22 protein-coding genes are annotated in these 24,850 nt (G+C 62.2%); 11 read left to right on the forward strand and 11 right to left on the reverse strand.

Features of this window, described 5'->3' with window-relative positions:
- Positions 1 to 8 precede the first annotated feature (8 nt).
- The 5 genes from KUW18_RS13660 (at position 9) to sodC (ending at position 9,894) form a co-directional block, all read left to right on the forward strand.
- Positions 9 to 5,315 (forward strand): hypothetical protein, encoded by a 5,307-nt coding sequence (locus KUW18_RS13660; RefSeq protein ID WP_222561644.1) that lies wholly within the window; start codon positions 9 to 11, stop codon positions 5,313 to 5,315.
- A 183-nt stretch (positions 5,316 to 5,498) separates the two neighbouring features.
- Complete coding sequence (locus tag KUW18_RS13665) at positions 5,499 to 5,687, forward strand: hypothetical protein (RefSeq protein WP_206939279.1); 189 nt, start codon at positions 5,499 to 5,501, stop codon at positions 5,685 to 5,687.
- A 403-nt stretch (positions 5,688 to 6,090) separates the two neighbouring features.
- Entirely contained in the window at positions 6,091 to 7,125 is a 1,035-nt protein-coding gene (locus tag KUW18_RS13670; protein WP_222163108.1) for a histone deacetylase family protein, read from the forward strand.
- Positions 7,126 to 7,597: 472 nt separating this feature from the next.
- Positions 7,598 to 8,947: a Na+/H+ antiporter family protein gene (locus tag KUW18_RS13675; RefSeq protein WP_206937906.1), complete on the forward strand. Its 1,350-nt coding sequence runs from the start codon at positions 7,598 to 7,600 to the stop codon at positions 8,945 to 8,947.
- A 428-nt stretch (positions 8,948 to 9,375) separates the two neighbouring features.
- Entirely contained in the window at positions 9,376 to 9,894 is a 519-nt protein-coding gene (sodC, locus tag KUW18_RS13680; RefSeq protein ID WP_222238273.1) for a superoxide dismutase family protein, read from the forward strand.
- Between the two features lie 143 nt (positions 9,895 to 10,037).
- Here the strand turns inward: sodC and KUW18_RS13685 are convergent, their stop codons facing one another.
- The 5 genes from KUW18_RS13685 to KUW18_RS13705 form a co-directional block, all read right to left on the reverse strand.
- Positions 10,038 to 10,778 (reverse strand): RNA methyltransferase, encoded by a 741-nt coding sequence (locus KUW18_RS13685; RefSeq protein ID WP_222561645.1) that lies wholly within the window; start codon positions 10,776 to 10,778, stop codon positions 10,038 to 10,040.
- Between the two features lie 108 nt (positions 10,779 to 10,886).
- Positions 10,887 to 11,804, reverse strand: coding sequence for a homocysteine S-methyltransferase family protein (locus tag KUW18_RS13690; protein ID WP_222561646.1), 918 nt, complete (start codon positions 11,802 to 11,804; stop codon positions 10,887 to 10,889).
- A 274-nt stretch (positions 11,805 to 12,078) separates the two neighbouring features.
- Positions 12,079 to 13,722, reverse strand: coding sequence for a chaperonin GroEL (groL, locus tag KUW18_RS13695; protein ID WP_206937932.1), 1,644 nt, complete (start codon positions 13,720 to 13,722; stop codon positions 12,079 to 12,081).
- 68 nt (positions 13,723 to 13,790) lie between these two features.
- Complete coding sequence (locus tag KUW18_RS13700) at positions 13,791 to 14,084, reverse strand: co-chaperone GroES (RefSeq protein ID WP_045994577.1); 294 nt, start codon at positions 14,082 to 14,084, stop codon at positions 13,791 to 13,793.
- Between the two features lie 569 nt (positions 14,085 to 14,653).
- The gene (locus KUW18_RS13705) at positions 14,654 to 15,214 is read right to left on the reverse strand and encodes an FxsA family protein (RefSeq protein WP_222561647.1); all 561 of its coding nucleotides are present in this window, start codon (positions 15,212 to 15,214) and stop codon (positions 14,654 to 14,656) included.
- A gap of 484 nt (positions 15,215 to 15,698) precedes the next feature.
- On the opposite strand from KUW18_RS13705, the gene KUW18_RS13710 reads away from it, so the two are divergent.
- Positions 15,699 to 16,460 carry an SDR family NAD(P)-dependent oxidoreductase gene (locus tag KUW18_RS13710; protein WP_222163112.1) on the forward strand — a complete coding sequence of 254 codons (762 nt, stop codon included), beginning with the start codon at positions 15,699 to 15,701 and terminating at the stop codon, positions 16,458 to 16,460.
- 107 nt (positions 16,461 to 16,567) lie between these two features.
- Here the strand turns inward: KUW18_RS13710 and KUW18_RS19905 are convergent, their stop codons facing one another.
- The gene (locus KUW18_RS19905) at positions 16,568 to 16,966 is read right to left on the reverse strand and encodes a ComEA family DNA-binding protein (RefSeq protein ID WP_222561648.1); all 399 of its coding nucleotides are present in this window, start codon (positions 16,964 to 16,966) and stop codon (positions 16,568 to 16,570) included.
- A gap of 429 nt (positions 16,967 to 17,395) precedes the next feature.
- On the opposite strand from KUW18_RS19905, the gene pyrF reads away from it, so the two are divergent.
- A complete protein-coding gene (gene pyrF / locus KUW18_RS13720) occupies positions 17,396 to 18,094 on the forward strand; it encodes an orotidine-5'-phosphate decarboxylase (RefSeq protein ID WP_222561649.1) in 699 nt (232 codons plus the stop codon).
- Positions 18,095 to 18,109: 15 nt separating this feature from the next.
- On the opposite strand, the gene lapB is transcribed toward pyrF, so the two are convergent.
- From lapB to KUW18_RS13735, 3 genes are all read right to left on the reverse strand, one after another.
- Positions 18,110 to 19,288 carry a lipopolysaccharide assembly protein LapB gene (lapB, locus tag KUW18_RS13725; protein ID WP_222561650.1) on the reverse strand — a complete coding sequence of 393 codons (1,179 nt, stop codon included), beginning with the start codon at positions 19,286 to 19,288 and terminating at the stop codon, positions 18,110 to 18,112.
- The gene (locus KUW18_RS13730; protein ID WP_206937961.1) at positions 19,289 to 19,594 is read right to left on the reverse strand and encodes a lipopolysaccharide assembly LapA domain-containing protein; all 306 of its coding nucleotides are present in this window, start codon (positions 19,592 to 19,594) and stop codon (positions 19,289 to 19,291) included.
- 84 nt (positions 19,595 to 19,678) lie between these two features.
- On the reverse strand, positions 19,679 to 19,975 hold the full coding sequence (locus KUW18_RS13735; RefSeq protein ID WP_045994571.1) for an integration host factor subunit beta: 297 nt from the start codon (positions 19,973 to 19,975) through the stop codon (positions 19,679 to 19,681).
- Between the two features lie 247 nt (positions 19,976 to 20,222).
- Between KUW18_RS13735 and KUW18_RS13740 the strand changes: the two genes are divergently transcribed.
- Both KUW18_RS13740 and KUW18_RS13745 read left to right on the forward strand, forming a co-directional pair.
- Positions 20,223 to 20,525, forward strand: coding sequence for a succinate dehydrogenase assembly factor 2 (locus tag KUW18_RS13740; protein ID WP_222486719.1), 303 nt, complete (start codon positions 20,223 to 20,225; stop codon positions 20,523 to 20,525).
- On the forward strand, positions 20,485 to 21,231 hold the full coding sequence (locus KUW18_RS13745) for a hypothetical protein (protein ID WP_222561651.1): 747 nt from the start codon (positions 20,485 to 20,487) through the stop codon (positions 21,229 to 21,231). Before KUW18_RS13740 ends, KUW18_RS13745 begins: the two co-directional genes overlap by 41 nt.
- Positions 21,232 to 21,283: 52 nt before the next feature.
- Here KUW18_RS13745 and dinB read toward each other — a convergent pair whose 3' ends face one another.
- Together dinB and lexA are read right to left on the reverse strand one after the other, a co-directional pair.
- The gene (dinB, locus tag KUW18_RS13750; RefSeq protein ID WP_222561652.1) at positions 21,284 to 22,342 is read right to left on the reverse strand and encodes a DNA polymerase IV; all 1,059 of its coding nucleotides are present in this window, start codon (positions 22,340 to 22,342) and stop codon (positions 21,284 to 21,286) included.
- 147 nt (positions 22,343 to 22,489) lie between these two features.
- The gene (gene lexA, locus KUW18_RS13755; RefSeq protein WP_222163118.1) at positions 22,490 to 23,155 is read right to left on the reverse strand and encodes a transcriptional repressor LexA; all 666 of its coding nucleotides are present in this window, start codon (positions 23,153 to 23,155) and stop codon (positions 22,490 to 22,492) included.
- Positions 23,156 to 23,468: 313 nt separating this feature from the next.
- Here lexA and KUW18_RS13760 point away from each other — a divergent pair, with 313 nt between their 5' ends.
- Positions 23,469 to 24,131 (forward strand): TetR/AcrR family transcriptional regulator, encoded by a 663-nt coding sequence (locus KUW18_RS13760; RefSeq protein WP_206937984.1) that lies wholly within the window; start codon positions 23,469 to 23,471, stop codon positions 24,129 to 24,131.
- 117 nt (positions 24,132 to 24,248) lie between these two features.
- A complete protein-coding gene (locus KUW18_RS13765) occupies positions 24,249 to 24,767 on the forward strand; it encodes a L,D-transpeptidase (RefSeq protein WP_222561653.1) in 519 nt (172 codons plus the stop codon).
- Positions 24,768 to 24,850 lie beyond the last annotated feature (83 nt).

Here is a 24,850-nt window from a genome sequence, read left to right on the forward strand (position 1 = left end):
GGCGGGGTGTGAGCGATGAAATCCGTACAAACGATGTAAGCGGCAGGAATGATGTCGACGGTGTCAGCGATGTAAAGGATGTCAACGAGGTAAGTCGCGAAAACGCGGTTAACGATGTCGATCACCTGGGGCAGGCCTTGCCGCCGTCCTCGGCGGTGGCGGCCCCAACGGTGATCAGCGAGCGGAGCGTATGGCGCATCAACTTTCAACCTGAAGCCTCTGCGGCAGTGGACGGTTATGCCGTAGACAGCGGCAAGGCGTTTGGCGAACAGGCGATCGAGGTCGGGGGCGTGTCCCACCAGTACGGCTGGGTCAGCGGCGCCAGCATCGCCGATGGCATCGACAACGGCACCACTCCCATGTCGCTGGTCGGTGTGGATGCGTCCTTGCTGGTTGACCGCTCGGGGGACTTTGACGGGTTGGACCCTCGCCAGGCCAGCTACGCCCAGATGACGCGTGATGTTGGTGTCGACGTCAATGCGGGATGGGAGATCGAGCTGGCGCCGGGCTTCTATGAGGTTACCCTGGCGGTGGGGGATGTCTCCGGCCGTTTTGATGCCTTCTATCAGGTCAACGCAGAGGGCGCTTCGCTCATCGATGGGTTTGTGCCCGCGCGGCCCGGCGACTTCCCGTTGGATGCCAACCTTACCGACGACACCGATGGCTTTCGCACGACGCTGGTGACCAGGGTGGTCGAGGTCACCGACGGACGCTTGACCCTGGACGCGCTGGGCGCGGATGCCCGCAACGTCAAGCTGCAATATGTCGAGATTCAGTCGTTGCCGGACCCCTCCCCAGGTGATGATCGTGATGCCGTCGATGACTATGCCCGGTTTGTCGGGGCCAGAGCCGTGGCGGGCGTCGGCAGCCAGGCGGTGGACGTTGAACTGGATCGGGATGATGGCGGTTTGCCTACCGGGGTCGATCCGGCCTCGGACATCTTCGTGGGCGTTCAGGTGGTGGAAGGCAGGGGAGGTGTACTGCTGGAAAGCCTGGCGGATGGATCTGTGCGCCTGTTTGAGACGGTCACCGGTGTCGAGGTGAACTTCGATATCAACACCACCGGTGGTTTCGATTCCCTGACCCTGTCCCCGGTTGACCCGTTCAAGCCCTATACCAGCTATACCCTGGTCATCGATGGTTTTCAGGATCGCGGTGACAACAGCGATATCGATGCGCCAACCCGTGACTTCCTTAAATACACCAACACCTTTGTCACTGGACCGGTGACCGAGAGAGACGCGGACGTCGACGTTGCCTTCGAGGGCACCGTCGAGCTCGACGGTGCTGCAGATGATGCTGTTGCCTTTACCTCACTGACGCTCAATGGGGCAGGCGACACCCTCTATGTGGTCAGCATGGGCGGTCAGATCCGACGCTACGGATTAGACCCGGAAGATGGCTCGCTGGGGCCAGGTGAAGTGCTGGACCTGGGATGGGATCCATTCGCGCAGCCTGATTCGGTGACTGACAATGTGCGCAGGGCCATTATCGGCGTGGCAGAAGACCCCTCCGATCCCCAGGTGCTGTGGGTCACCGATAACTATCCGGTGCCGCTGTTGGGACAGGTGCGCAGGGTGCCAGACTTCAGTGGTCGGCTGTTGAAGATCACCCTGGACGAGGATGGCAGCTTCAGCGGGCAGGTTGAGGTGTATCTGACCGGCCTGCCGCGCTCTGCGGCGGACCATGTCAGCAACAGCATCGAGTTTCGCAAGAACCCAGAGTTTGACCCGGATTCCCCCGACGCCGGCCCCGAGTATCTGCTGTACCTGACCCAAGGTTCCAACACGGGTGTAGGAGGCGTCGACAGCGCCTGGGCCAACCGGCCCGAGCGCCTGCTGTCTGCCACGGTGCTGGAAATCGACCCGAGCCGAACGCCTCCCGAGAGCGGATTTGACGTCACGACCGAGCCCCTGCCCGAGGATCAGACCCGCTTTCGCGACGACGATAACAACCTGAAGGATGATCCCATTTCCATGGGAGACGGGCGCTATCTGGTCTTCGACGAGCGCGGCGTCGCCAGCGTCCAGGACGTCGATGGTAACGTCCTGTCGACGTTCTACGATCCTTTCGCAGAGGACGCGGTGGCCAAGATCTTTGCCACCGGTATCCGTAACGCCTATGACCTGGTGTGGCACTCGGATGGCCGACTGTACGTGCCTACCAACGGGGGCGCCGCAGGAGGCGTGGTACCGGACGACCCGGCGACGACACAGGATGAATCGCTGATCAGCGTGGGGCTCCAGGACGATTATCTCTTTACTGTCGATCAGGGGGGCTATTACGGCCACGGCAATCCGTTGCGGGATGAGTACATACTGGATGGTGGCAACCCTACCCGTTTTGACGACGCCAACGAGGTGTCGACCTACGCGCCCGGCACCCAGCCTGATCCCAATTATCGGGTGGAAGATACCTACGCTCTGGGACCCAACCGCTCACCCAATGGGTCCACCGAGTTCACCAGCGACATCTTTGGCGAGGCCTTGAAGGGCAGCCTGCTGTTCACCGAGTTTTCCGGCGGCAATGATATTCGCTGGATACGCCTGGACGATGACGGCAAGGTCATCAGCGACGATGTGCTGCGTGACAGTGACGGCGGCGTCATCCGTTACAACAGCCCCCTGGATATCATCGAAAACCCGGCCACCGGGCAGCTGTATCTATTGACCTTGAATCGGCGTACCGGCGAAAGCCAACTGGTCCGTCTGGATCCGGTCTTGCCAGAACTGCCTGAGCCGCCGGAGCAGCCTGTGAAGCTAGCCACCATCCAGGCCGAGGACGATACCCCGAACGACGGTACCAGCGCCACGCTGTCAACGACCGGCGATGTAGCGATCTTTCAGGGCATAGCAGAGGACACGCCAGGCCTGCGACCGGGCAGCTATGGCAACGATGGCAATCTCGATGATCGCGACGGTGTCGGTGGCGGCTATGCCGACTTTGGCGTCAGCGCCCAGGATTGGATCACCTTTGGCTTCACCCTGGCGCCAGAGGAAGCAGGCTACAACGTGCTGCGCATCCGCTATGCCAACGGTGGCGGCAAGGAACGTCCCCTGGAGATATTTATCAACGGAGAAAGCTATGGGCTGGTGAGCTTTCCGGCTGCCCCGAGCCTTCAAAGCCTTGATGAAAGGTGGAACCTGTGGATGACCCAGGATGTACAGATCGACCTGCCGGCGGGGGAGGTCGAGGTTCGCCTGCAATCCTTGGGCAGGGCGGGCCCGAACATTGACCAGCTCGAGGTGTGGCAGGGCGATGCCTTTGGTCATACGGGCTATGAGGCAGAAGAAGCGATGCTTCAAGGTGTAGTGCCAACGCCGGATGACAGTGGTCGCGACGCTTCTGGCGAAGCCTATGTCGCGCTGTCGGACGCCCAGGAGCAACGTATCACCTGGGCGATTCGGGTCGAGCGGGGCGGTCACTACGAGCTGGGGTTTCGCTACTACCTTCCCGCGGATGGCGAGCCGCGTCAGCTGCCGTTCTCGCTCGATGGCGTCGAGCTGGCGCCGCTGCAGCTTGCGGCGGACAGCGAGACAGCCGATGACTGGGTGTACGTGAACGTGGAGGTATTCCTGGAGGCGGGAAGTCATGCGCTGGCGTTGGTCTCAGAGGGGGGGAGTGCGGTCGACGTCGACCTGCTATGGGTGCCGGATCTGTCACGGGAAGCCATCCGGGAGGCCATCAGCCACCCGGCAGACGCCACCGATGGGATGCGTATCTCGCTGGATGACGGCGTGTCTGGCCTGGTCTCCAGTCCGCGCACCGCCGATGCGTTTTTCACGGTCAGCGAGTCAGGCCTATACCGACTGGACCTGACGGTAGGCGAACCGGGGGACGAGCTTGACGTCACCCTCAATGGGGAGCCATTGCCGCCCCCGTTGCAGGCCGACGATGGCTCTGGCGGGGTGTTCTGGTATGTCGAGCTTGAGGCCGGTACGGAGTATCGCTGGCACCTGATATCGGATGATGACAGCAGCTCCCGGGTCGAGGCGGTGGAGGTGGCGCCGGTCGCTGTGGCAGAGGGGGCCGACGTGAGCCTGGTGAACGCCGAGAGCCAGTTCTTCCACGACCGACTGCTGTTCAACTATTTAGATATCAATGACTTTGCGGCCCCTGATCGGGATTTCAGGGAAACTGGCCTGGCGCGCATTACCAATGAAGGCAGCGAACCCCTGCAGATTCTGAATGCGATGCTCGATGGACCCTTTAGGCTGGCCGATGCCGACGCGCTGCAAGGGCGCGTGCTGGCAGCAGGCGAGTCCATCGACATCACGGTCATGTTCGATCGTGACAGTTACCAGGCCCCCGAGCGCAATGACGATGATGGACGTTTCTTTGGCCGGCTGACCCTGTTGACCAACGACGCCGACTCGCCGGTGACGTCCCTTGAGCTGGCGGGCTTCTGGCAGGCCCAGGACGAGGGCGGTTGGGAACCCACCGTGGATGAGATCTGGAGCGTCGCCGGGCTTGGCAACCGCATCGGCGGGCTGCCCCTCGCCGGTGGCGGCGGTGGGCCTGGCTCCCCCCTGTACGACTTTGGCTACTATCGTCCTGTCACTGACGAGGAGGTGCTGTCGCGTTACTGGACCTTTGCCGACGGCGTCGACAGCGTGCGCATCACCCAGCTCGCCTCCATGCAGAATCCCGGTGGGGCAGCGTTAGGGGTACATGCTTTCCAGGATACCTCCCAGGATCTCAGCCTGCTGCCCCACGGCCCGGACCAGAACCAGTCGCTGCTGCCACGCACCTTTGGTCGTGGTGAGTTTCCGGAGGTCACCTTGCAGCGCTCCGACATACCGGAGGACTGGACCGGGGACGCGCTGTTTGGCTTCGAGATCGCAAGGCTGTCATCAGACCCGTCTCTCAACCCCACAGGCCAAGGCACGCCCCCAGCCAATGGCCCTGATCTGGAGCGAGGCTACTTCATTCGTCTGTTCCAGGCCCTGGACGAGGAAGGCAACGACATCCCGGATACCTACCTGGTCATCCAGGACTTCAATGGCGGGAACTTTGACTACAACGACAACATGTACGTGATCGAAGGCATCAAGCCGATGTACGACGGCGATGGCGTGGTCCCGACTGCCCTAATGACTGAACCGCGGCCCGACCAGCAGCCCGTTGCGGACGTCACCTTGTGGTCAGAGGAGTCGCTGCAGCCAGACGTGTCGCCACAGGAGGAACTTCGACAGAGGCTTCTGCGGCAGGAACCGGAGCAGCAGCAATCCGAGCAGCAACGCCAGGCACCACCGCCCTCTGACGATATGGTGGAGGTGCAGGGCCTGCCCGATTCTGGGAGCGATATCTGGTGAAGGCGGGAGTGATCGAAATTGTAGCGTCTCCATCGGGCGACATATGGTGTGCTTGCCCGGCGACAGAGGTGGTTGTACGAACTTTGCGATACCCTACGACGATATCGCCTCTACGGGTTGTCACAGTGAATCGATAACCAGAGGCAAGAGTATCAGGATCAATAGGGGATCAAGAGTATGCCGATGGTAACTTCTGCTGCGAAATGGCTGATGCCGCTTCTGCTGATCATGACCGTTGCGGGCTGTAGCTACGAACCGGCGCGCATCTCGTCTGAGCCGTTGATCATCCTTGACGATGATCATCGTGACCACGGCGGCCATCACGGCGGCGACTTCTGTCCGCCGGGGCAAGCCAAGAAAGGCCGTTGCTAGGTGCTACTGCTAGCAAGGCACCAGTGTCAGCCTGGCGCGGTGGCTAGCCGCCGCACCGACGGCTGGCAACTGCCTTGGGATGGATGTCAAAGGTTGACCGACGTCAATCAAACGGGTGGCCTGCTGGCGGTGGCAAAAACGCCAGGTCAGGCCACGCCGAGCTGGCCTGCTGCGGCCAGCTTGGCGGTGATGATGGTCCCGGGAGTGGTATCAAGGTCGGGTTTTCCGGCACTATCATGGGGTAGACTCGCCCAGGAGCAGGCTTGGCTTGCTTTGGCCTGAACTGCTGTGGCCAGGGATAGACTCGCTCAGGTACCGACTCGTGGAGAGGGTGCCGAACTGGTGCCCCAGGGTACGCAAGACACGGGGAGCGAGATCGCGTCATCACCGGAGACCGATGTAGATGAAACTGTTTTACCATCCTGACCAGGAACGTCACGCACCCCCTCAGTTCTTGAAGCGAGGCGTGTTGAGCGATTCGCCCGAAGGGCCGCGTCGGTCAGAGTTGCTGAGCGAAGGTCTCGCCGAGGTCGGCCTGGCGCTGACCGCACCCGCCGAAGTCGACAGTCCCAAGTTGAGGGAGCGGCTCAAGGAGATCCATACCGAGCGTTATTTGGATTTTCTCGAGACGATTCATTCCCGTTGGCAAACGCTGCCCGAGGCCACCGACTTCGTGGCGCCCAACGTGCATCCCTGCGGTGGTGGCAAGCATTATCCGCGACACCCGGTGGGTCAGGCAGGCTGGCATCTACACGACATGGCCTGCCCGCTGACCGCCACAAGCTTTCAGGGCATTCTGGCCAGCGCCGCGACGGCTCAGGCCGCGGCTGAAAGCATCGTGTCGGGCGCAGGCACGGCGTATGCACTGTGTCGTCCGCCGGGGCATCACGCAGGGCCAGATCGCGCCGGGGGCTTCTGTTATCTCAACAATGCCGCTCTCGCGGCCACCGTGCTGCGCGAGCATGTGTCCCAGGTGGCCATCCTGGACATCGATCTTCATCACGGTAACGGCACCCAGGACATCTTCTACGACCGCGGCGACGTCTGGACCGGTTCACTGCACGCTGACCCTGCGGACTTCTATCCCTACTACTGGGGTAGCGCAGAAGAGACCGGCATCGGCCCTGGGCTAGGGGCCAATCTGAATGTCCCGCTGCCGGTGGGCAGTGGCATCGATGCCTTCCAGGCAGCGCTGGACGAGCTGCTCGATGCCATGGCGAGCTTTAGCCCGGATGCACTGGTACTGGCGCTGGGGCTGGATGCCCACAAGGATGATCCTCTGGCGGGGCTGAGCCTCGATACTCAGGACTTTGTGACGATTGGCCGCCAGGTGGGCGAGCTGGGCCTGCCCACGGTGCTGGTGCAGGAGGGGGGTTATCCGACCCCGGCGCTGAGCCGTAACCTCGCTGCCTTTCTGCGCGGGTTCACCGATACCTGAAGGTGCTGAACGTGAGTTTGCTGTGGCGACGTTGCTGCGGCGACGTTGCGGCGACGACATTGTCGCGGCCACATAGCACGGTCGCCTTAGCCGCTGACGTCCTCTGGGAAAGAAAGGCGTCGCAAAAAAGAAAAGCGCCACGACCGATGGACGTGGCGCAGCAATCTTTTTGCTTTCTTTCCTCCCTGAGGCACTATCCCGGTGCCTGAACTCCCTCGATGCGTCCTGCATCGTCGCATCCGTGACGCTCATGGGGCAGTATCCATTGCCCGATGTTGCCTGAACACGAGTGTAGTATGTCCTGCCAATATGACAAATCCGTAAACGCCGCGTGATGCTTTGGTGACATCCCGCAGCCAGCGCTTTTCTGGTATCCTTCGCGCCGACTTTTGCGGGAAACCTGCGCTATTCCTGGCTTTGCGCCCAGGTTTTCCCCTCCCTCAACCCTCGTAACCCCAACTCGGATGTTCCTATGAACGCAGTAATTATTGCCGTTCTGGTGATGGTGGGCCTGTCGCTGGCGCGGGTCTCGGTGGTGCTGGCGCTGGTGGTCGGCGCCCTGGTGGGTGGCCTGGTCGGTGGTCTGTCCATCGAGGATACCCTGGCGGCTTTCAATGACGGCGTAGGGGGAGGTGCCAAGGTGGCGCTGGCCTATGCCACGCTGGGGGCCTTCGCGGTGGCGATTTCTCGCTCAGGCCTGCCTGACCTGCTGGCCCGTCGCCTGATCACCTTGCTGGGGCAGGAATCCAGCGCATCTCGCCAGGCCACGGTCAAGTATCTGTTGCTGGGCAGCGTCCTGTTGGTCGCGGTATCGTCCCAGAACCTGATTCCCGTGCACATCGCCTTTATCCCGATCCTGATTCCGCCGCTGCTCAAGGTCATGAACCAGCTGCGTATGGACCGTCGCGCCGTGGCCTGTGCCCTGACCTTTGGTCTGACGGCGCCCTATATGCTGCTGCCGGTGGGATTTGGCGCGATCTTCCTCAACGATATTCTGCTGGCCAACATCAATCAGGCCGGGGAGAGCCTTGGGCTCGAGATCGGCCGTGCCATGGTGCCCATGGCGATGGGCGTGCCCGTGGCTGGCATGTTCCTGGGATTGCTGGTGGCGGTGTTTCTGTCCTATCGCAAGCCTCGTGACTATTCTGAGGCCGAGCTAACACACCATGCCCACGGCCATGAAGCGGGCGACACCGAGGAGCCCCGCGCGTTGGGGCTGATCATGTCGGTGGTGGCCATCGTCGCGGCGCTGGGTATCCAGCTTTACACCGGTTCCATGATCCTGGGTGGGCTGGTCGGTTTCTCGCTGTTGTCCATGGGCGGCATCTTCCGCTGGCGCGAGGCGGACGACCTGTTCACCAGCGGCATGCGCATGATGGCGCTGATTGGCTTCATCATGATCTCCGCCTCGGGTTTTGCGGCGGTGATGACGGCCACCGGCGATATCGAGAGCCTGGTCAGTGCCAGTGTCGAGGTCATCGGTGACAACCGTGGCCTGGCGGCGCTGCTGATGTTGCTGGTCGGTCTGTTCATTACCCTGGGCATCGGCTCCTCGTTTTCCACCATCCCCATCATTGCCGCCATCTTTGTTCCGCTGGCGGTGCAGTTCGGTTTCTCCGATCTGGCGACGGTGGCCCTGGTGGGTACCGCAGCGGCGTTGGGTGATGCGGGTTCACCTGCCTCGGATTCCACCTTGGGTCCGACCTCGGGGCTCAATGTGGACCGCCAGCACGACCACATCTGGGATAGCGTCGTGCCGACCTTCGTGCACTACAACATTCCGCTGGTGGCCTTTGGCTGGCTCGCGGCGATGACGCTGTAATCTCAGGAGCCCATTGAGGCCCTATAGAGACGTCCTAGCCAGCGTAAGCGGCCTAAGCTGAGGGGCTAAGCTAAGCGGCTAACGTAAGGGCTAACCTAAGCGGCTCACGTAAGGCAATGACAGCGCACACGCGATAGACCAAAACAGTGCCCGTGCTCCCGCAGCACGGGCATTGTCGTTTCAAGGGGGGGTAAAGGGGGCTGTAAAGGGTGTATGACGATATCGCTTACGGGTTGTGCTGATCCTTCACTTTGGTCCAGGCTAAGGGACAGGGAGTCGCGAGATCGAGTCGTCGAACACGGCCAACTGTCGTCAAGGCTCGGCGCTGAACTCTCTACAGGGAGAGAAAGACGTTCCTGACGGCAGGGTGTTCCAGAAGGAGCGTCGTACCCGATGGAAAGACACTTCACATGGAAAGGAGCCTCTAGATGATCAAGGCAACATGGTGGTTAGGCGCTAGCCTGCTGGTGGCGGGTGCAGCACATGCCGCGACCGAGGTGGAGATGCACCGTGTCAGTACCGACGGCGTGGGGGATAGCGTCGGTACCATCACCTTCGAGGATAGCGATCATGGCCTGCTGATTACGCCTGCCCTGGAAGGGCTGGACACAGGAATCCATGGCCTGCACGTACACGTCAACCCGGATTGCTCCCCGGCAGAGAAGGACGGGGAAGTGGTGGCTGCTGCCGCTGCCGGTGGTCACTATGACCCCGAGGAAACCGGCACCCATCAGGGCCCCTATGGCGATGGACACCTGGGGGATCTGCCCGCACTGTCCGTAGGACAGCAGGGCGAAGCCGAGCTGACGACCCTCGCCCCAAGGGTGAAGGAGTCTGACCTAAGCGGCCGCGCGATCATGATTCATGCCGGTGGCGACAACTACAGCGACGAACCCCACCTTGGTGGTGGCGGAGCCCGCGTCGCCTGTGGGGTCATTGACGGCTAAGCGTCAGCCCGAGCGGGTCGTGACAGTGTCGCGACCCGCGTTTAGGTGAACGATGCACTGTCGTTCTAGTCAATCAAAGGCCGCTCTACCCAGGTAAGAGCCGCTCTAGCCAACCAAGGGCCGCTCTAGCCGGTCAAATGCCGCTAGCGGTTGTCGTCGTAAGGAAGGTGGCTTTCCAAGGAGGACAGCCAGCCTCGCAGCAACGAAAGCTCCTTGCGCGAGGGGGTAGCACGGGCGAACAGGGCCTGCAGCTGCTCTTCAGTTTTCGCGTGGGGCTGGGTGATAAAGCCACTGCGTTGCATGACGCGGCTCAGGTGGCTCTGAAAGTGCCCCACCTGCTCACGTGTCGGCGGTGTCGCTATAGACCCGGCACCGGCCGTAGACTCCGCAGCATGCTTGCGCCATGCCCGCCTGGCCTCGTAGGACAGCACCTGGACCGCCTGGGACAGGTTCAAGATGCCGTAGTCAGGATTGGCAGGAATGCTGACCTGATGCGAGCACAAGCGAATCTCATCGTTGGTCAGGCCGTAGCGCTCGCGGCCGAACACCATCGCCACGGGACTGTTGCGAGCATCCTCCACCAGGTCCTTGGCCAGTTCATCCGGCTCGTCGTAGTGGGGCAGTGGCAGGCTACGCAGTCGCGCGCTGGCGCCGACTACCCGCACGCAGTCGCCAATGGCATCTTCCAGCCGCTCGACCACTCTTGCTCCCTCGATCACATCCAGCGCGCCCGCCGCCAAGCGGCTGGCTTCCTCGTCTGGAAAGGCACGGGGATTGACCAGCACCAGGTCCGTCAGGCCCATGGTCTTCATGGCGCGGGCGGCGGAGCCGATGTTGCCGGGATGATAGGTCTGGACGAGAACGATGCGGATATTGGAGAGCATTCGACAGCAAATCGCAGTAGAGACAGGGAGCGCCATTGTAGCCGCCAGCGGCCTGGCGGGGAATGAGCGGGCTTCTACGCCTTGTCTGTCCTGGTCTTTTCTCAGTCGCTACATCGACCTTCGCCATGTCTCCAGGGCGGCGATATGGCTGGGGCTGATGCCGCAGCAGCCGCCGATAAGGCGAGCACCGCGTTCGAACCAGCGAGTGGCGTAGTCCAGGTAGCCCTGGGGAGTGATCTGGCGGTCCTGGGTCAGGATGGCGTTGGCCTGATGGGCTGCGGCAATGGGCGCGAAGCTGTTGGCGTAGGCCCCCAGCGGCAGCGAGCAGCGCAGGCGTCGCATGGCGTCACTGGCATCGATCAGAGCCTGCTCGATCACTTCTGGAATCGAGCAGTTGAAGAGAATGGCATCGGCACCGCCCTGGCAGAGTTGTGTGACGGCTTCTGCCACGCTCTCGCCGGAGCGCAGGCGCGCCACGTCGGTGATATCGTCCTGCAAGGTCAGGGCAAACCAGCGTGGTGCGTCGCTATTCGCCAATACCTCCTGGACGACAGCGATTTCTTCCAGGCTCGACAGCGTCTCGGCCAGCCACAGGTCCACGAAGGGCTCTTGAGCTCGGTAAAGGTCCGTCAGCAGCGAGCGTGCACGATTGGCGTCAAACAGGTCCGGGCGGTAGCTGCCCATGACGGGCGGAAGGCAACCGGCGACCTGGGCGCGGCTGCTGGAGGCCTCGCCGGTCTGATCGGCCTGCCATTCGCTGATGGATCGCGCGGCTAGCCGGGCGGCTTGGGTGGCAAGGGCGATACCCTGCTCCTGGTAGCGTTCTTCGCCGAGATGGAAGGGCACGCAGGCGTAGCTGTTCACCGTGATGACACGGGCGCCAGCATCAAGAAAGTTGCGGTGGGCCTCGACCACACGATCAGGTGCCTCGATCAGCGCCTGGGCGCTCCACAGCGGTTGTGAAAAGGGCGCGCCGATACGCTTCAGCTCTCGCCCCATTCCGCCATCCAATAGCGTCAGTTCCATCGCTTGCCTACCTCGAAAAAGCCGGGACATAGTGAACCACGGCAGGGATCGTTCGATAAGTGAAATGTCCTCAGCGTGGATATGAGGCGGATCGATGAAGAGGGCGATGGCAATGGCTATGGCGCCTAAGCGTCGGGCACGAAAAAGCCCTGCCGCAGGGGCAGGGCTTTTGTGTTTGCTCTAGGGCTAGTGCGCTAGGGCTGGCACGCCAGAGGCAAGTGGTTCGTCGCCTCTGGGTGCGGGGCCGGGCAGGCTAGCCTGCCCGTGGGGGCACTTACATCATGCCGCCCATGCCACCCATTCCGCCCATGCCGCCCATGTCCGGAGCAGCGTCTTTCTCGTCCGGATCGTCGGCGATCATGGCTTCGGTGGTGATCAGCAGGCCAGCGACGGAACCAGCGGACTGCAGTGCAGTGCGGGTCACCTTGGCCGGATCCAGCACACCCATGTCGAACAGGTCGCCGTACTCGCCGGTCTGGGCGTTGTAGCCGAAGTTGCCTTCACCGTCCTTGATGCGGTTGACGATGACGGAGGCTTCCTGGCCAGCGTTGGTGACGATCTGACGCAGCGGAGCTTCCATGGCGCGCAGGGCGATGGCGATACCGTGGGTCTGGTCTTCGTTGTCACCCTTGAGACCAGCGATCTTGGTCAGGATGCGGATCAGGGCAGTACCACCGCCAGGCACGACGCCTTCTTCGACGGCTGCACGAGTGGAGTGCAGGGCGTCTTCGACGCGAGCCTTCTTCTCTTTCATCTCGACTTCGGTGGCAGCACCGACGCGGATGACAGCAACACCGCCGGCCAGCTTGGCGACACGCTCCTGCAGCTTCTCGCGATCGTAGTCAGAGGAAGTCTCTTCGATCTGAGCGCGGATCTGGTTGACGCGAGCTTCGATGTCGCTGTCGTTGCCAGCACCATCGATGATGGTGGTGTTTTCCTTGGACATGGTCACGCGCTTGGCGGTGCCCAGGTGGTCCAGGGTAGCCTGCTCGAGGTTCAGGCCGACTTCTTCGGAGATCACAGTGCCGTTGGTCAGGATAGCGATATCCTGCAGCATGGCCTTGCGACGGTCGCCGAAGCCAGGCGCCTTGGCAGCTGCCACCTTGACGATGCCGCGCATGGTGTTGACCACCAGCGTTGCCAGGGCTTCGCCTTCGATGTCTTCAGCGATGATGACCAGCGGCTTGCCAGCCTTGGCCACGGCTTCCAGAGTCGGCAGCAGTTCGCGGATGTTGGAGATCTTCTTGTCCACCAGCAGGATGAACGGATCTTCCAGTTCCACCGCCATGGTGTCCTGGTTGGTCACGAAGTACGGGCTCAGGTAGCCGCGGTCAAACTGCATACCCTCGACCACGTCCAGCTCGTCTTCGAAGCCGCGACCTTCATCGACAGTGATGACGCCTTCCTTGCCGACTTTCTCCATCGCTTCAGCGATGATCTCGCCGATGCGAGTGTCGCCGTTGGCGGAGATGGTGCCAACCTGAGCGATAGCCTTGGAGTCGGTGCAGGGCACGGACAGAGCCTGGATTTCCTTGACCGCCGCAACGACCGCTTGGTCGATACCGCGCTTCAGGTCCATCGGGTTCATGCCGGCAGTCACGCCTTTCAGGCCTTCGGCGACGATGGCCTGGGCCAGAACGGTAGCGGTGGTGGTGCCGTCACCAGCAACGTCGGAGGTCTTGGAAGCGACTTCCTTGACCATCTGCGCGCCCATGTTCTCGAACTTGTCCTTCAGTTCGATTTCCTTGGCGACGCTGACGCCGTCCTTGGTCACGGTCGGTGCGCCGAAGGACTTTTCCAGCACCACGTTGCGGCCTTTCGGGCCCAGGGTTGCCTTGACGGCGTTGGCCAGAACGTCAACACCACGCGCCATGCGCTTGCGGGCATCATCAGAGAACTTGACTTGTTTCGCTGCCATTTTCTGTACTTCCTTTGAATCTAAGCGTCAAAAGTGAACGTTGAAACGACCGAGTCAGTGGCGTGGGCTCAGCCCTCGACGACTGCCAGGATGTCGGACTCGCTCATGATCAGGACTTCCTCGCCGTCGATCTTCTGCTTCTCGACGCCAAAGCCATCCTTGAAGATCACGGTGTCGCCGACCTTCACGTCCAAAGGACGTACGTCGCCGCTCTCGAGAATCCGGCCGTTACCGACGGCGAGCACTTCGCCACGAGTCGGTTTTTCCTGGGCGTTGCCCGGAAGCACGATGCCGCCTGCGGTCTTCTGCTCTTCCTCAACGCGACGGATGACGACGCGATCGTGCAAGGGACGGATGTTCATTGCTCACGTTCTCCTGATGGTTTTGCTAGGCCGGGGCATCCACCCGCGGCGGTTCATTGTTCACTCTCGTCGTGACGCAGATCGCGGCGAGAGCTGGAGGTCATGGCCAGGCTGCCGATGAAAGTGGCAGGCCTTTGTCGGCCCTCCTGTCAAAGGCGAGGGAGCAACCCCCTCACCGAAGCTTGATGCTGATCTGGTAAGTGGGGCTGGTGAAGGGGCTTTCAAGGGCGAGGACGAAATTTTTTTCACACTCATGCGCCCCGTCAGCGCATCACGGCACAACCTTGGCGCAAACCTGGGCATGCCCACGGGCAATCTCCCCCCGCAAGGGATAACGACAGCGGTGACGACAGGAAAACGACAGGGGGGATGAGGGGGATGATGAGATGGGGGAGAGGGGACGACAGGAATAGCGAGAGGGCTGAGGATAGTGCTGGAGATAGTGCTGGAGGGAGCGCTGGAGGGAGCGCTGAGGATAGCGCCATGAAAAGGGGCGAAGACAGGGGCCGTTAACGCCCCTGTCCTCGCCCCTATCTCCGCCCCTGTCTCGGCCCCTGTCTCCCTAAGGCTTAGCGTCGACGATCGTCCTTGCTGATGAATTCGCCTTCGATGGGGTCGGCGTCAGTGTTGTCGGTGCCCTGTTGCTGCCGTTCTTGCTGCTGGCTGGTGCCTGCGTCTCGGCCAGAGGCTTGCTCCCAGCCATTGGCTGAACCGGCGCCGAAGTCAGAGCCTTGCGAGCCACCGTAGCCAAAGGTAGAGCCACCCATCTGGAAACCCTTCATGCGAATATCAACCTTGGCCAGCAGCTTGCCCAGCAAGCGACGAGCGTCCGGGATCAGGCACATGAAGCCAAGGGCATCGGACAGAAAACCAGGGGCCATCAGCAGCGCACCGCCAAAGATCAAGGCAGCACCGGTCATCAGCTCCGAGGAGGGGATTTCGCCGCGGGCCATGCGCTCCTGGGCGCGGGCGAAGGTCGCCACACCCTCACGACGGATCAGATGCAGGCCGATAAAACCGGTAGCCAGCACCAGGGCGAGGGTCGACAGCAGACCGATCTCACTGCCGACCGAAAACAGCACGGCGAAGTCGAGCAGGGCAAAAATGGTGAAGATAAGAAGGAAGGGCATGTCAGCTCCGCGTTGTGGTCTGTTGAGAAGATGGGGGTGAAAGGCGAAGAGTTCAAGCATCAACCTCTGGCGCTGATGCACAGTGCCCGACGGTCGCTCGCACCGGCGCCCCCGCCACCGCGTGCTAGTGGTCGGTCGGTGGCTGTGAGCGTCTGGGGCGAGCTGCAGCTGTCACTGCATCGCAGTGGAATATTGTCGTTTGCGTTTTTGCGTTTTTGCGTGAGTGACGTGAGGTCGACTATCGACTCGGACGCATTGGTCGGTGCGTCAATGGCTTATAGCGGGTATGCCATCGCCTGCAAACTAGCGTTTGGCGCGAGCCGGGTGTCGGAAGGTAGCGCCGCGCCGGGAAACTTGGCATGCTGCAACGCAATAACTGCTCGTTGTGCAGCGTTCCGGGTCCCCGATCCGTGGAGCACGCGTCGGCGAGCCACCGACCGGCCTGTCAGCCATGGCACGGCTGGTGCTTACCAGGGGAAACCGTATGCAGTTGGAAAATGCCGTCATTGCCATCACCGGTGGTGCTCGTGGCCTGGGACTCTCCATGGCCCATCATCTGGGCAAGCTGGGTGCCCGGCCTGCACTGATCGACTTCGATAATGATCAACTCGACAAGGCCGTCAACGAGTTGGTGGACGCCGGTATCGATGCTCGCGGGTTCGTCGCCAATGTGGCGGACGAAGCGTCGGTCACGGAAGTCTTCGCCGACATTCGCCAGGGTATGGGCCCGCTGGATGGGCTGATCAACAATGCCGGCATCCTGCGCGATGGTCTGCTGGTCAAGGCTCGCGATGGCAAGGTAGAGAAGACGCTTGGGCTGGATGCCTGGCAGGCGGTCATCGACGTCAACCTTACCGGCGTGTTCCTGTGCGGACGGGCTGCCGCCGCTGCCATGATCGAAGACGGCCGTAACGGCGTTATCGTCAATATCTCCAGCATCTCGCGGGCCGGTAACATGGGGCAGAGCAATTATGCCGCCGCCAAGGCCGGTGTGGCTGCCTTGACCGTGACCTGGGGGCGTGAACTGGCGCGCCACGGCCTGCGTGTGGCTGCCGTCGCTCCAGGGTTTATCGAAACCGAGATGACCGCGTCCATGCGTGAAGACATGCTGGACAAGCTGACGGCTGGAGTACCGGTACGCCGCTTGGGGGCTCCCGACGAGATCGCCAAGACCGTGGCCTTTATCTTCGACAATGACTACGTCAATGGCCGCGTGATCGAGGTAGACGGCGGTCTGCGCCTTTAAGCGTGGCCGTTTCGATCTAGCGCTAGCGCCTGGTGATCTGCAAGCACCCGCCACGTCCTGTGGCGGGTGCTTGCGCGATGAACGCTATTCGTCGTGACGCCGACAAGTCAGTCGGTACTGATTTCGTCCTTGAGCCGCGCCACGGTGTTGGCGCCAATGCCTTTTACTCGAGTCAGGTCCTCTGCGCTGGTGTAGGGTCCATTGACCTGGCGGTCTTCGACGATGGCTTGCGCCTTGGTGGGCCCAATGCCCGGCAGCTCGGCCAGCAGCTCAACACTGGCCTCATTGACGTTGATGGGCGCAATGGCGGGGCCTTCTGCAGCGAAGGCCGGATGGGCCAGGCTCAGCCAGGCGACACTAAGCCAGGCCAGCGTCACGAGCGTGATCCCATGGGGCCGGCGACGACGGGCAGTGCGTTGAGTGGTAGACGTGCGGTGATGGATAGACGCGCGGTGATGGACAGACGCGCGGTGATGGACAGACGGATAGTCATTGAATGTTGGCATGAGAGACGTCCTGTTGTTGTTGGAAATGGGCGGCCAAGCGCTGTGTGTCAGCAATAGCAGCAGCACCTGTGCCAGAAAGGCCGCACCGTCGATCCTTTAGGTGTGCGCCAAGCCCTCCCGAGTGAACAGTCGTTGGCGTTGTCCTGGTGGCCGTCGGCTGTCTTCTCTCACCTTAGGGTTAAATAAGAAAACTCTGTTATAAGAATATTCTTAATAAAATATCAGTCATCTATGAAGATCTGAGCCAGCCAAGCGGCAGCGCAGGTAGCGCCAAGGCTGATATACTGCGGCGATTTGGCGCCCTTTGCCTGCTGCGGGCTAGCGGGTAGCGGGCCTGGCTCAAGGCCTCAGTATTGCCCCCCGTGCAAGGGCAGTACTCCCGGATCAACAGGGCGCCAGCGCTTCGTTCACTTCTCGCCGGAGGCCGCCGTGACCCCCTCATCTCCCTTGATCATCGCCCTCGACTACCCCTCCATGGACGCCGCCCTGTGCATGGCAGACCGGCTGGATCCGGAACGCTGCCGCGTGAAGGTCGGCAAGGAATTGTTTACTCGCAGCGGCCCAAGCGTGCTCGACGCCCTTCACGGTCGCGGCTTCGAGGTATTTCTCGATCTCAAGTTCCACGATATTCCCAACACGGTGGCCGCAGCGGTGCAGGCGGCGGCAGAGCAGGGCGTGTGGATGGTCAACGTGCACGCCTGTGGCGGTCGTCGCATGATGGAAGCGGCCCGTGAGCGTCTTGAACAGAACGGGCTGTCCACCCATCTGATCGCGGTGACGGTGCTGACCAGCATGACCGCCGATGAGCTGGCGACCACCGGCGTGTCGTCGCCGCTGGACGAGCACGTGGAGCACCTGGCGAAGCTGGCCAAGGATAGCGGCTTGGATGGCGTGGTGTGTTCTGCCCAGGAGGCCGCCCGCCTGAAGGCAGCCTGTGGCGAAGATTTCCTGAAGGTCACGCCGGGCATTCGCCCGAGTTTTGCCCAGGCGGGGGATCAGCGGCGGATCATGACGCCCCAGCAGGCGATGGAGGCGGGCAGTACCCATCTGGTGGTGGGGCGGCCCGTGACCCAGGCAGAAGATCCGATGGCCGCTCTTGCGGCGATCGAGGACGAGCTCAAGGGCTGACGCTCTGTTGCAGCGCTATTCGCCCTCGATGCCGGTGATTGGCTTGGTCGTGCCCCAGTTGCGGCAACGGGGGCACTGCCAGTGCAGGTGCTCCCCCGAAAAGCCGCAGCGTCGGCAGCGATGCCGCGGCAACGCCTTCAGCAGCGGCTGCGTGTGTTGACGAAGTAGATCAAAGCGGCTGTCACCGGCGTCAGCGCCGCTGCGCTGGTAAAGGCCCATCAGATAATCGACGCCGCCCAGGCTCGGCTCCTTCCTTAGCTGCTCAGTAATCAGCTCGATGGCTTCGTCATCGTTGCCACGCACCTGCCTGAGCGTCTGGGCCAGCAGCACGATAACGCTGGTGCAGGGGTTGAGCTCCAGCAGGCGCCGCAAGTGCTCGATCAAGCCCTCGGCATCGTCCAGCAGCTGATAGGTGCGCTCCAACGGCTCCAGCATGGTGGGGATGAACACCACATCCTGCTGGGGAATACGGTCAAGAAACTTCAGCGCCTGGCGGTACTGGCCGGTGTCGTGGCACAGCTTGGCATGCACGAGATTGGCGCGGATGCAGCGCTCGTCGATGGACAGCGCTTGCTTGAGGTGCTTGCGGGCGACCCCGTGGCTATTGGAGGTGCGTGCTATTTCTGCCAGCTCGCAATGCCAGTGGGCTGCCGCGCGGCGCAGGTCGTCGTGCTGGCGGGTCAGCTGCGGTACGGCAACCTCGATGGCGTTCTGCCATTCCCCTTCACGCTCGAACAGGTCCACCAGCAGCCGCTTGGCGTGGTGGCGAATCTCGGCGTGGGTGTCCTCCTTGACCAGGCCCTTGAGCAGCCGTTCGGCGCGGTCATGCAGACCCAGGTGCAGGAAGTCGCGGGAAAGCTCGAGCTGGACCCAGGCGCCCTGGTGGGCATCGAGGAACGGCCGGGCGAGCAGATTCTGGTGAATCTTGACCGCTCGGTCGGCCTCCCCGCGAGAGCGGAACAGGTTGCCTAGAGTGACATGGGTCTCGATGGTGTCGCTGTTCACTTCAAGCGCGGAGATAAACGTTTCGATGGCCCTGTCCTGCTGGTCGTTGAGCAGGTAGTTGAGGCCGACGAAATAGTCGCGATGCAGGCTGGGGGCAGGGCGTTGTTGCGGACGGCTTTCCCGCCGGCCGAGCGCCCAGCCAATGGCGAGGGCGACGACCAGCAGGCCCAGTAGCAGGAGATCCGGCATTCAGGGCAGTTCCTTCATCTCCTGCACTCGAAGGCGGTCGAGTTCCTTGCGCTGCTGCTGGTTGTGGCGCTGGGCGCGGGTGAGCAGCGTGCGCAGCCTGATGTAGACGCCGGTCATGGCGAGCATGCCGAGCAGGACGCCCACGGCCAGGGAGGCCAGCAGCCAGACGGACAGGGATGCCTCGGGCAGCTCGAACCAGATCAGGTTCAGCGGCAGGGCCTGCTGGTTATTGGTCGCGAACAGGATACCGATGATCAGTACCGCCAGCAGAATGATGGCCATGATCAGGCCTTTTAGCCAACGCATGTGTGACTTCCCGTAGTGAGACGAAGAGAGGTTGAGCCAGAGATAACGGAAAACGCTGGCGCGAGTGGGCCCAGACGTTGGTCGCTAGTATCCCAGCGCACGGCTGGCATCGACCTGTTCGCGCAACTCCTTTCCTGGCTTGAAGTGTGGCACGAACTTGCCTTCCAGCTCCACCGCTTCGCCGGTCTTGGGGTTGCGTCCGACCCGTGGCTCCCGATAGTGCAGAGAGAAACTGCCGAAGCCACGAATTTCGACGCGCCCGCCATCGGCCAGGGTGTCGGTGATGTCATCCAGAATGAGGCGCACCGCAGCCTCAACGTCCTTGATCGACAGCTCGGGCTGCCGCATGGAGATCTGCTCTATCAGTTCGGACTTTGTCATCGGTTATCTCCGTGAGTCCCATCTGGGTGATGAGCGCTGGTCAGGCCAGTGTCGAGGACCGCGTCGATCGCAGTCCCTTGTTTTTAGATAGCATACTTTTCAAGTGTTGATAAAACAACGCACTACATTGATCGACATTCGTGGCAGGCCCTTGCCCGGCATCACCTTTTTCGCCGCCGTGCGGCTGCCCGCCGTTGGTGCCTGCGGTATACTGGCGCCACACTTAACATCCCAGACGAGGTTCCCCTTGGATCAACCGTCTTCCGCGGCCTCCCAGCTCGAGGCCGAGCGCAAGCGCCTGCACTGGCACTCCCGTCGCGGCATGTGGGAGCTGGACCTTCTGTTGTTGCCGTTTCTGGAACACCGCTACGATGATCTTGATGAGGCCGACAAGGCCGCCTATCGCGACCTGATCACCGAAGAGGATCAGGACCTGTTTATATGGCTGATGCGTCGCGAATGGCCGGAAGAGCCGACTCGCCGGCGTATCGTGCAGATGATCGTGGACTATGCAGAGACCACGGGTCACGGCCACAATCGGGGCCTCTGACCGACAGCATCTCGCCCATGGTGCAGTGGTGGTGGCGGTCAGTCTGATCGTCGCCATCGTCCTGCCTTCCCCGCTCGGGGGATATTGTGTTGCCTTGCTCGGTGCAGTGCTGATTCGCAGCGCCCGCCATCCTCTCCTCGGTCAGTTGCGCTGCCTGCCTGGGCCACAGACCACGCCGACCGCGTCGCCTTCCGCTATTTCCGCCGGGACGTCCTTCGCGCTGCCTTCCACACTGTCTTCCCCGCTGTCTTCCACTCTGTCTTCCACACCGCCTGTGTCGAGGTTGCAGACGTACCTGAGCCCCTGTGGCTGCCTTGGACGATTTCCTGGTCTATGGCTCGGTCTATGGCGTCGGTGGTGGCAAGGTGCCATGGCGTTTGTCGCCGGGCTGGCGTCCGTCTCAGTGCCTGTTCCCGGACACTGGCAGTGGCGTTCTGACGCCGGTCAGAACGGGCGTGGGCCCGTCACCGCCTCAGAAGACAGTCACGCTCCCTGGCATGACATCGACCTCTATTGCATCAGTGTGGGTCATTACCTGATCGCCCTGCGCTGGCATGGCCGAACCCACTGGCTGTGGCATGACGCCGTGGACCCCGGCGAATGGTGGCAGCTCAAGCGTTACCTGCTGGGAATGGAGGCGTCGAACAAGGGGCGCCTGGCAAGCGAGCGACACGACGAACAATACGACGAGGAACGCTACTCGTGAGAGGACGGCGTTCGCGCGCCGCAGCAAGGTGATGAGCGGGGGTAGCGGGCACCTAGAAGGGCAGGGTCAGCTGCTGCCGTGCCTCTTGTGGCACCAGCCTGACGCCAACCCCAAGCAAGCGCACCGGTCGTTGTGCCCGTTGCCAGGCCTGGTCCAGCAGCTGCGCAAAGGTCGCGGGGTCAGGTTCCAGGCCGCGGGACTCCAGGGTGGTGGTGGTGAAGTCATCGAAGCGTACCTTCACGAACACGCCAGCCAGGGGCGGCCGACCGTTGCGGTCGATACGTGCCTTGAGCTTTTCGCACAGCTCCACCAGTGCCAGCTGGGCGGCGCTCAAGTCGGGCAGGTCGCGTCCGTAGGTGCTTTCGACGCTGATCGACTTGCGCTCGCGCTCTACCTTGACCGGCCGCTCATCGATGCCGCGGGCCAGTTCGTACAGGCGGCGGCCGAACTTGCCGAATTCGTCCAGCAGGCGATCAATGGGCTGGGCGCGCAGCTCTTCGCAGGTGGTAATACCCAGCGCATCCAGGCGCGCCCCGGTAGCCGGGCCCACGCCGTGCAGCTTGCGCACGGGCAAGGCCAGCACAAAGGACTCGACCTGGTCCGGGGGGATGACCGTCAGGCCGTCTGGCTTGTCCCAGTCGCTGGCGATCTTGGCGAGAAACTTCGACGGTGCAGCCCCGACGGATACAGTGATACCGGTGCGCGCCAGGCACTGTTCCTTCAGCCAGCGGGCCATCCAGGTAGCGCTGCCCTTGAAGCCTGCGACATCGGTAACGTCCAGATAGGCCTCGTCCAGTGATAGCGGCTCTACCAGTGGTGTCAGCTCGTGGAAGATGGCCTGGATCTGGGCGGAGACCTCGCGATACTTGTCGAAGTTGGGTGGCACCAGCGTGAGTTGAGGACACAGGCGCAGGGCGCGGGAAGTCGGCATGGCCGAATGGATGCCGAACTTGCGCGCCGGGTAGTTGCAGGTGGTGATGACGCCACGCCCCTCACGGGCGCCACCCACGGCCAGCGGGATATCCCGCAGGGCCGGGTTGTCGCGCATCTCGACGGCGGCGTAAAAGCAGTCGCAGTCGGCGTGAAGAATCTTGCGTACCGGTTCCGTCATGGTCTGGCCTGGTAGCGGCGCGGCGTCTATTCATCTATCCGAGAGGGTGAGGCGGGGCCTCGGCCTTGCTCAGCGTCAATCTCAGTGTTGACCCTAGGATTGACCGCAGCACCAACCTTCGCATCAACCTTCGTATTAACCTTTCTATTAACCCAGGGCCTGGCCGTTGCCACCGCGAATGACACCGACCCCAACGCCCTCGATGTCCAGGCTGTCCCGCCGCAGGTCCAGGGTGATGGGAGCAAAGTCGGGGTTTTCCGCCTGCAGGGTGACGTGATGTCCGTCGCGCTGGAAACGCTTGACGGTCACCTCGTCCTCGAGGCGTGCCACCACGATCTGGCCGTTGCGAATGCGTTCAGTACGGTGCACGGCGAGCAGGTCGCCCTCCAGAATGCCAACGTCCTTCATCGACAGGCCGCGCACGCGCAGCAGGTAGTCGGCACGGGGAGTGAAGTAGTCAGGCGGCAGCGGGCAGTAACGATCGATATGCTCTGCCGCCAGGATGGGGCTACCCGCGGCGACTTCACCGATGATCGGCAGGCCCTGGACGGGACTGGTGTCCTGGGGCGCATCGTTGGCGGCAGTAGTGTCGGCTTCCTGGGCTGGCAGACGAATGCCCCGCGAAGTGCCGCGAATCACCCGGATGGCGCCCTTGCGTTCCAGCGCGCGCAGGTGCTCTTCAGCGGCGTTGGGGGAGCGAAAGCCCAGTGCGCGTGAGATCTCCGCACGGGTCGGCGGGTACCCCAGCTCGTTCATGGTCTTGACGATAAAGTCATAGACGTTTTGCTGGCGAGGGGTCAGGGGACGTGTCATGCGGCCTCCCACGGGCGGCGGTGAGTCAGGACGGCAGCGGCAGGGTAGCCCCAGCGTGCTGCCAGACAGCGGGTACCTTCAGCACCCTTGGTGAAGTGTACAGTATGGATGCCTATCCAGTAAAACGGTGATCTGCCTCGAATTTCGCGTTCGGGGTGAGAGGCGTCGTGGCACCGGTATGAGCGGTCTGATGCACACGTTTCAAACACCGTCTGCGATGGTTGATTGTGCGTAGAGAGCGCCTCCCTTACACTCCGGCTAACATTCAAACAATTGTTTCCAACTGCCCTGACTGACTGGACGGAGCCCGCGAATGGCCCAGACCGATACAGTGACTCGCATTCTGGACACCGCCGAGGTCCTCTTCGCTGAACGAGGTTTCGCGGAAACGTCGCTGCGCAACATTACCGGCAAGGCCAAGGTCAACCTGGCCGCCGTCAACTACCACTTTGGCTCCAAGAAGGCGCTGATCCAGGCGGTCTTCTCGCGCTACCTGGACCCGTTCTCCGACCGCTTCCACGCCGCCATCGATGAGTTGGAGCGTGGATACGGCAGCAAGGTCATACCGCTGGAAGTGCTGCTGGAAACCATGGCCAGGACGGTGCTGGAAGTCCCAGCGGAGCGTCATAGCCTGAAAGTCTTCATGCGCCTGCTGGGGTTGGCCTATAGCCAGGCCCAGGGGCACCTGCGCCGCTATATCCAGGACCAGTACGGCACCGTGTTTACCCGCTTTGTGGCGTTGGTGCGCAAGGCGACCCCGGAGCTGCCGGATTCCGAACGGTTCTGGCGCCTGCATTTTGTGCTGGGTACGGTCATCTTCACCTTGTCTGGCCTCGATGCCCTGCGCGACATCGCCGAGAAGGACTACGACGAGCACGTGTCGGTGCGCGACCTGGCACGCCGGATGCGGCCAGTGGTGGTCGCGGCCATGAAGGCTCCCTTGCCGGAGCCGCCGCAGGCCAGTTCTCAGGCCTGAAGCCAGAACGTAAAACCAGGCCCGACACCAAAGCCGCATCGGAACCACCCGGGCGGTGACGCGTCGAACAGGCAACACGGCAGGTACAGCTGCAGCGTAAACAAACAGGGAGAGACGATGCAGACACCGCGACTTGAAGCATTGCCGCCCGCCGATAGCGTGTGGGTGGAGGTCGACACCTCCACCCAGCAATTGACGCTGTGGCGGGGCAAGCAGCCGGATTGGCAGTGCCTGGTGTCGACCGGCGTTGCCGGCACTGGCCAGCAAGAGGGCAGCGGCCAGACGCCGCTTGGCTGGCACTACATTCGCGCTGCTATTGGGGGTGGAGAGCCAGTAGGTAGCGTCTTTCGTGGGCGGCGGCCAACCGGAGAGGTGTTCGACACCGAGCTGGGCCGTGATAACCCCGAGCGGGATTGGATACTGACGCGCATTTTATGGCTGTGCGGCCTAGAACGGGGCGTCAATCGCGGCGGTAACGTCGACTCTCAGCGGCGCTACATCTATTTCCATGGCACTCCACCGGACAAGCCCATGGGCGTGGCCGACTCCCACGGATGCGTTCGGCTGCGGGACGACGACCTGCTGAAGCTGTTCGATCAGGCGCCCCCTGGGACTCCGGTGTGGCTGCATGATTAAGGTATCCGTTCAAGAGGTCTGTCAGGCCTCCATTAACGGACTGAGCTGATAGCTCTTAGATAGGGCTTAACGACACCCTCGAC

The organism is Halomonas sp. DP5Y7-2, from assembly GCF_019802025.1.
In the GTDB taxonomy this organism is placed as follows: domain Bacteria; phylum Pseudomonadota; class Gammaproteobacteria; order Pseudomonadales; family Halomonadaceae; genus Halomonas; species Halomonas litopenaei_A.

Bases quoted from the DNA above. Each gene is read 5' to 3' on its own strand.
- KUW18_RS13765 (WP_222561653.1), top strand. From the start codon at position 24,249: ATGCAGACACCGCGACTTGAAGCATTGCCGCCCGCCGATAGCGTGTGG.
- KUW18_RS13705 (WP_222561647.1), bottom strand. From the start codon at position 15,214: ATGCCCTTCCTTCTTATCTTCACCATTTTTGCCCTGCTCGACTTCGCC.
- KUW18_RS13675 (WP_206937906.1), top strand. From the start codon at position 7,598: ATGAACGCAGTAATTATTGCCGTTCTGGTGATGGTGGGCCTGTCGCTG.
- KUW18_RS13670 (WP_222163108.1), top strand. From the start codon at position 6,091: ATGAAACTGTTTTACCATCCTGACCAGGAACGTCACGCACCCCCTCAG.
- sodC (WP_222238273.1), top strand. From the start codon at position 9,376: ATGATCAAGGCAACATGGTGGTTAGGCGCTAGCCTGCTGGTGGCGGGT.
- lexA (WP_222163118.1), bottom strand. From the start codon at position 23,155: ATGACACGTCCCCTGACCCCTCGCCAGCAAAACGTCTATGACTTTATC.
- groL (WP_206937932.1), bottom strand. From the start codon at position 13,722: ATGGCAGCGAAACAAGTCAAGTTCTCTGATGATGCCCGCAAGCGCATG.
- lapB (WP_222561650.1), bottom strand. From the start codon at position 19,288: ATGCCGGATCTCCTGCTACTGGGCCTGCTGGTCGTCGCCCTCGCCATT.
- KUW18_RS13690 (WP_222561646.1), bottom strand. From the start codon at position 11,804: ATGGAACTGACGCTATTGGATGGCGGAATGGGGCGAGAGCTGAAGCGT.
- KUW18_RS13735 (WP_045994571.1), bottom strand. From the start codon at position 19,975: ATGACAAAGTCCGAACTGATAGAGCAGATCTCCATGCGGCAGCCCGAG.
- KUW18_RS13730 (WP_206937961.1), bottom strand. From the start codon at position 19,594: ATGCGTTGGCTAAAAGGCCTGATCATGGCCATCATTCTGCTGGCGGTA.
- KUW18_RS13745 (WP_222561651.1), top strand. From the start codon at position 20,485: ATGCAGAGACCACGGGTCACGGCCACAATCGGGGCCTCTGACCGACAG.
- KUW18_RS13760 (WP_206937984.1), top strand. From the start codon at position 23,469: ATGGCCCAGACCGATACAGTGACTCGCATTCTGGACACCGCCGAGGTC.
- KUW18_RS13685 (WP_222561645.1), bottom strand. From the start codon at position 10,778: ATGCTCTCCAATATCCGCATCGTTCTCGTCCAGACCTATCATCCCGGC.
- KUW18_RS13710 (WP_222163112.1), top strand. From the start codon at position 15,699: ATGCAGTTGGAAAATGCCGTCATTGCCATCACCGGTGGTGCTCGTGGC.
- KUW18_RS13700 (WP_045994577.1), bottom strand. From the start codon at position 14,084: ATGAACATCCGTCCCTTGCACGATCGCGTCGTCATCCGTCGCGTTGAG.
- dinB (WP_222561652.1), bottom strand. From the start codon at position 22,342: ATGACGGAACCGGTACGCAAGATTCTTCACGCCGACTGCGACTGCTTT.
- KUW18_RS19905 (WP_222561648.1), bottom strand. From the start codon at position 16,966: ATGCCAACATTCAATGACTATCCGTCTGTCCATCACCGCGCGTCTGTC.
- KUW18_RS13665 (WP_206939279.1), top strand. From the start codon at position 5,499: ATGGTAACTTCTGCTGCGAAATGGCTGATGCCGCTTCTGCTGATCATG.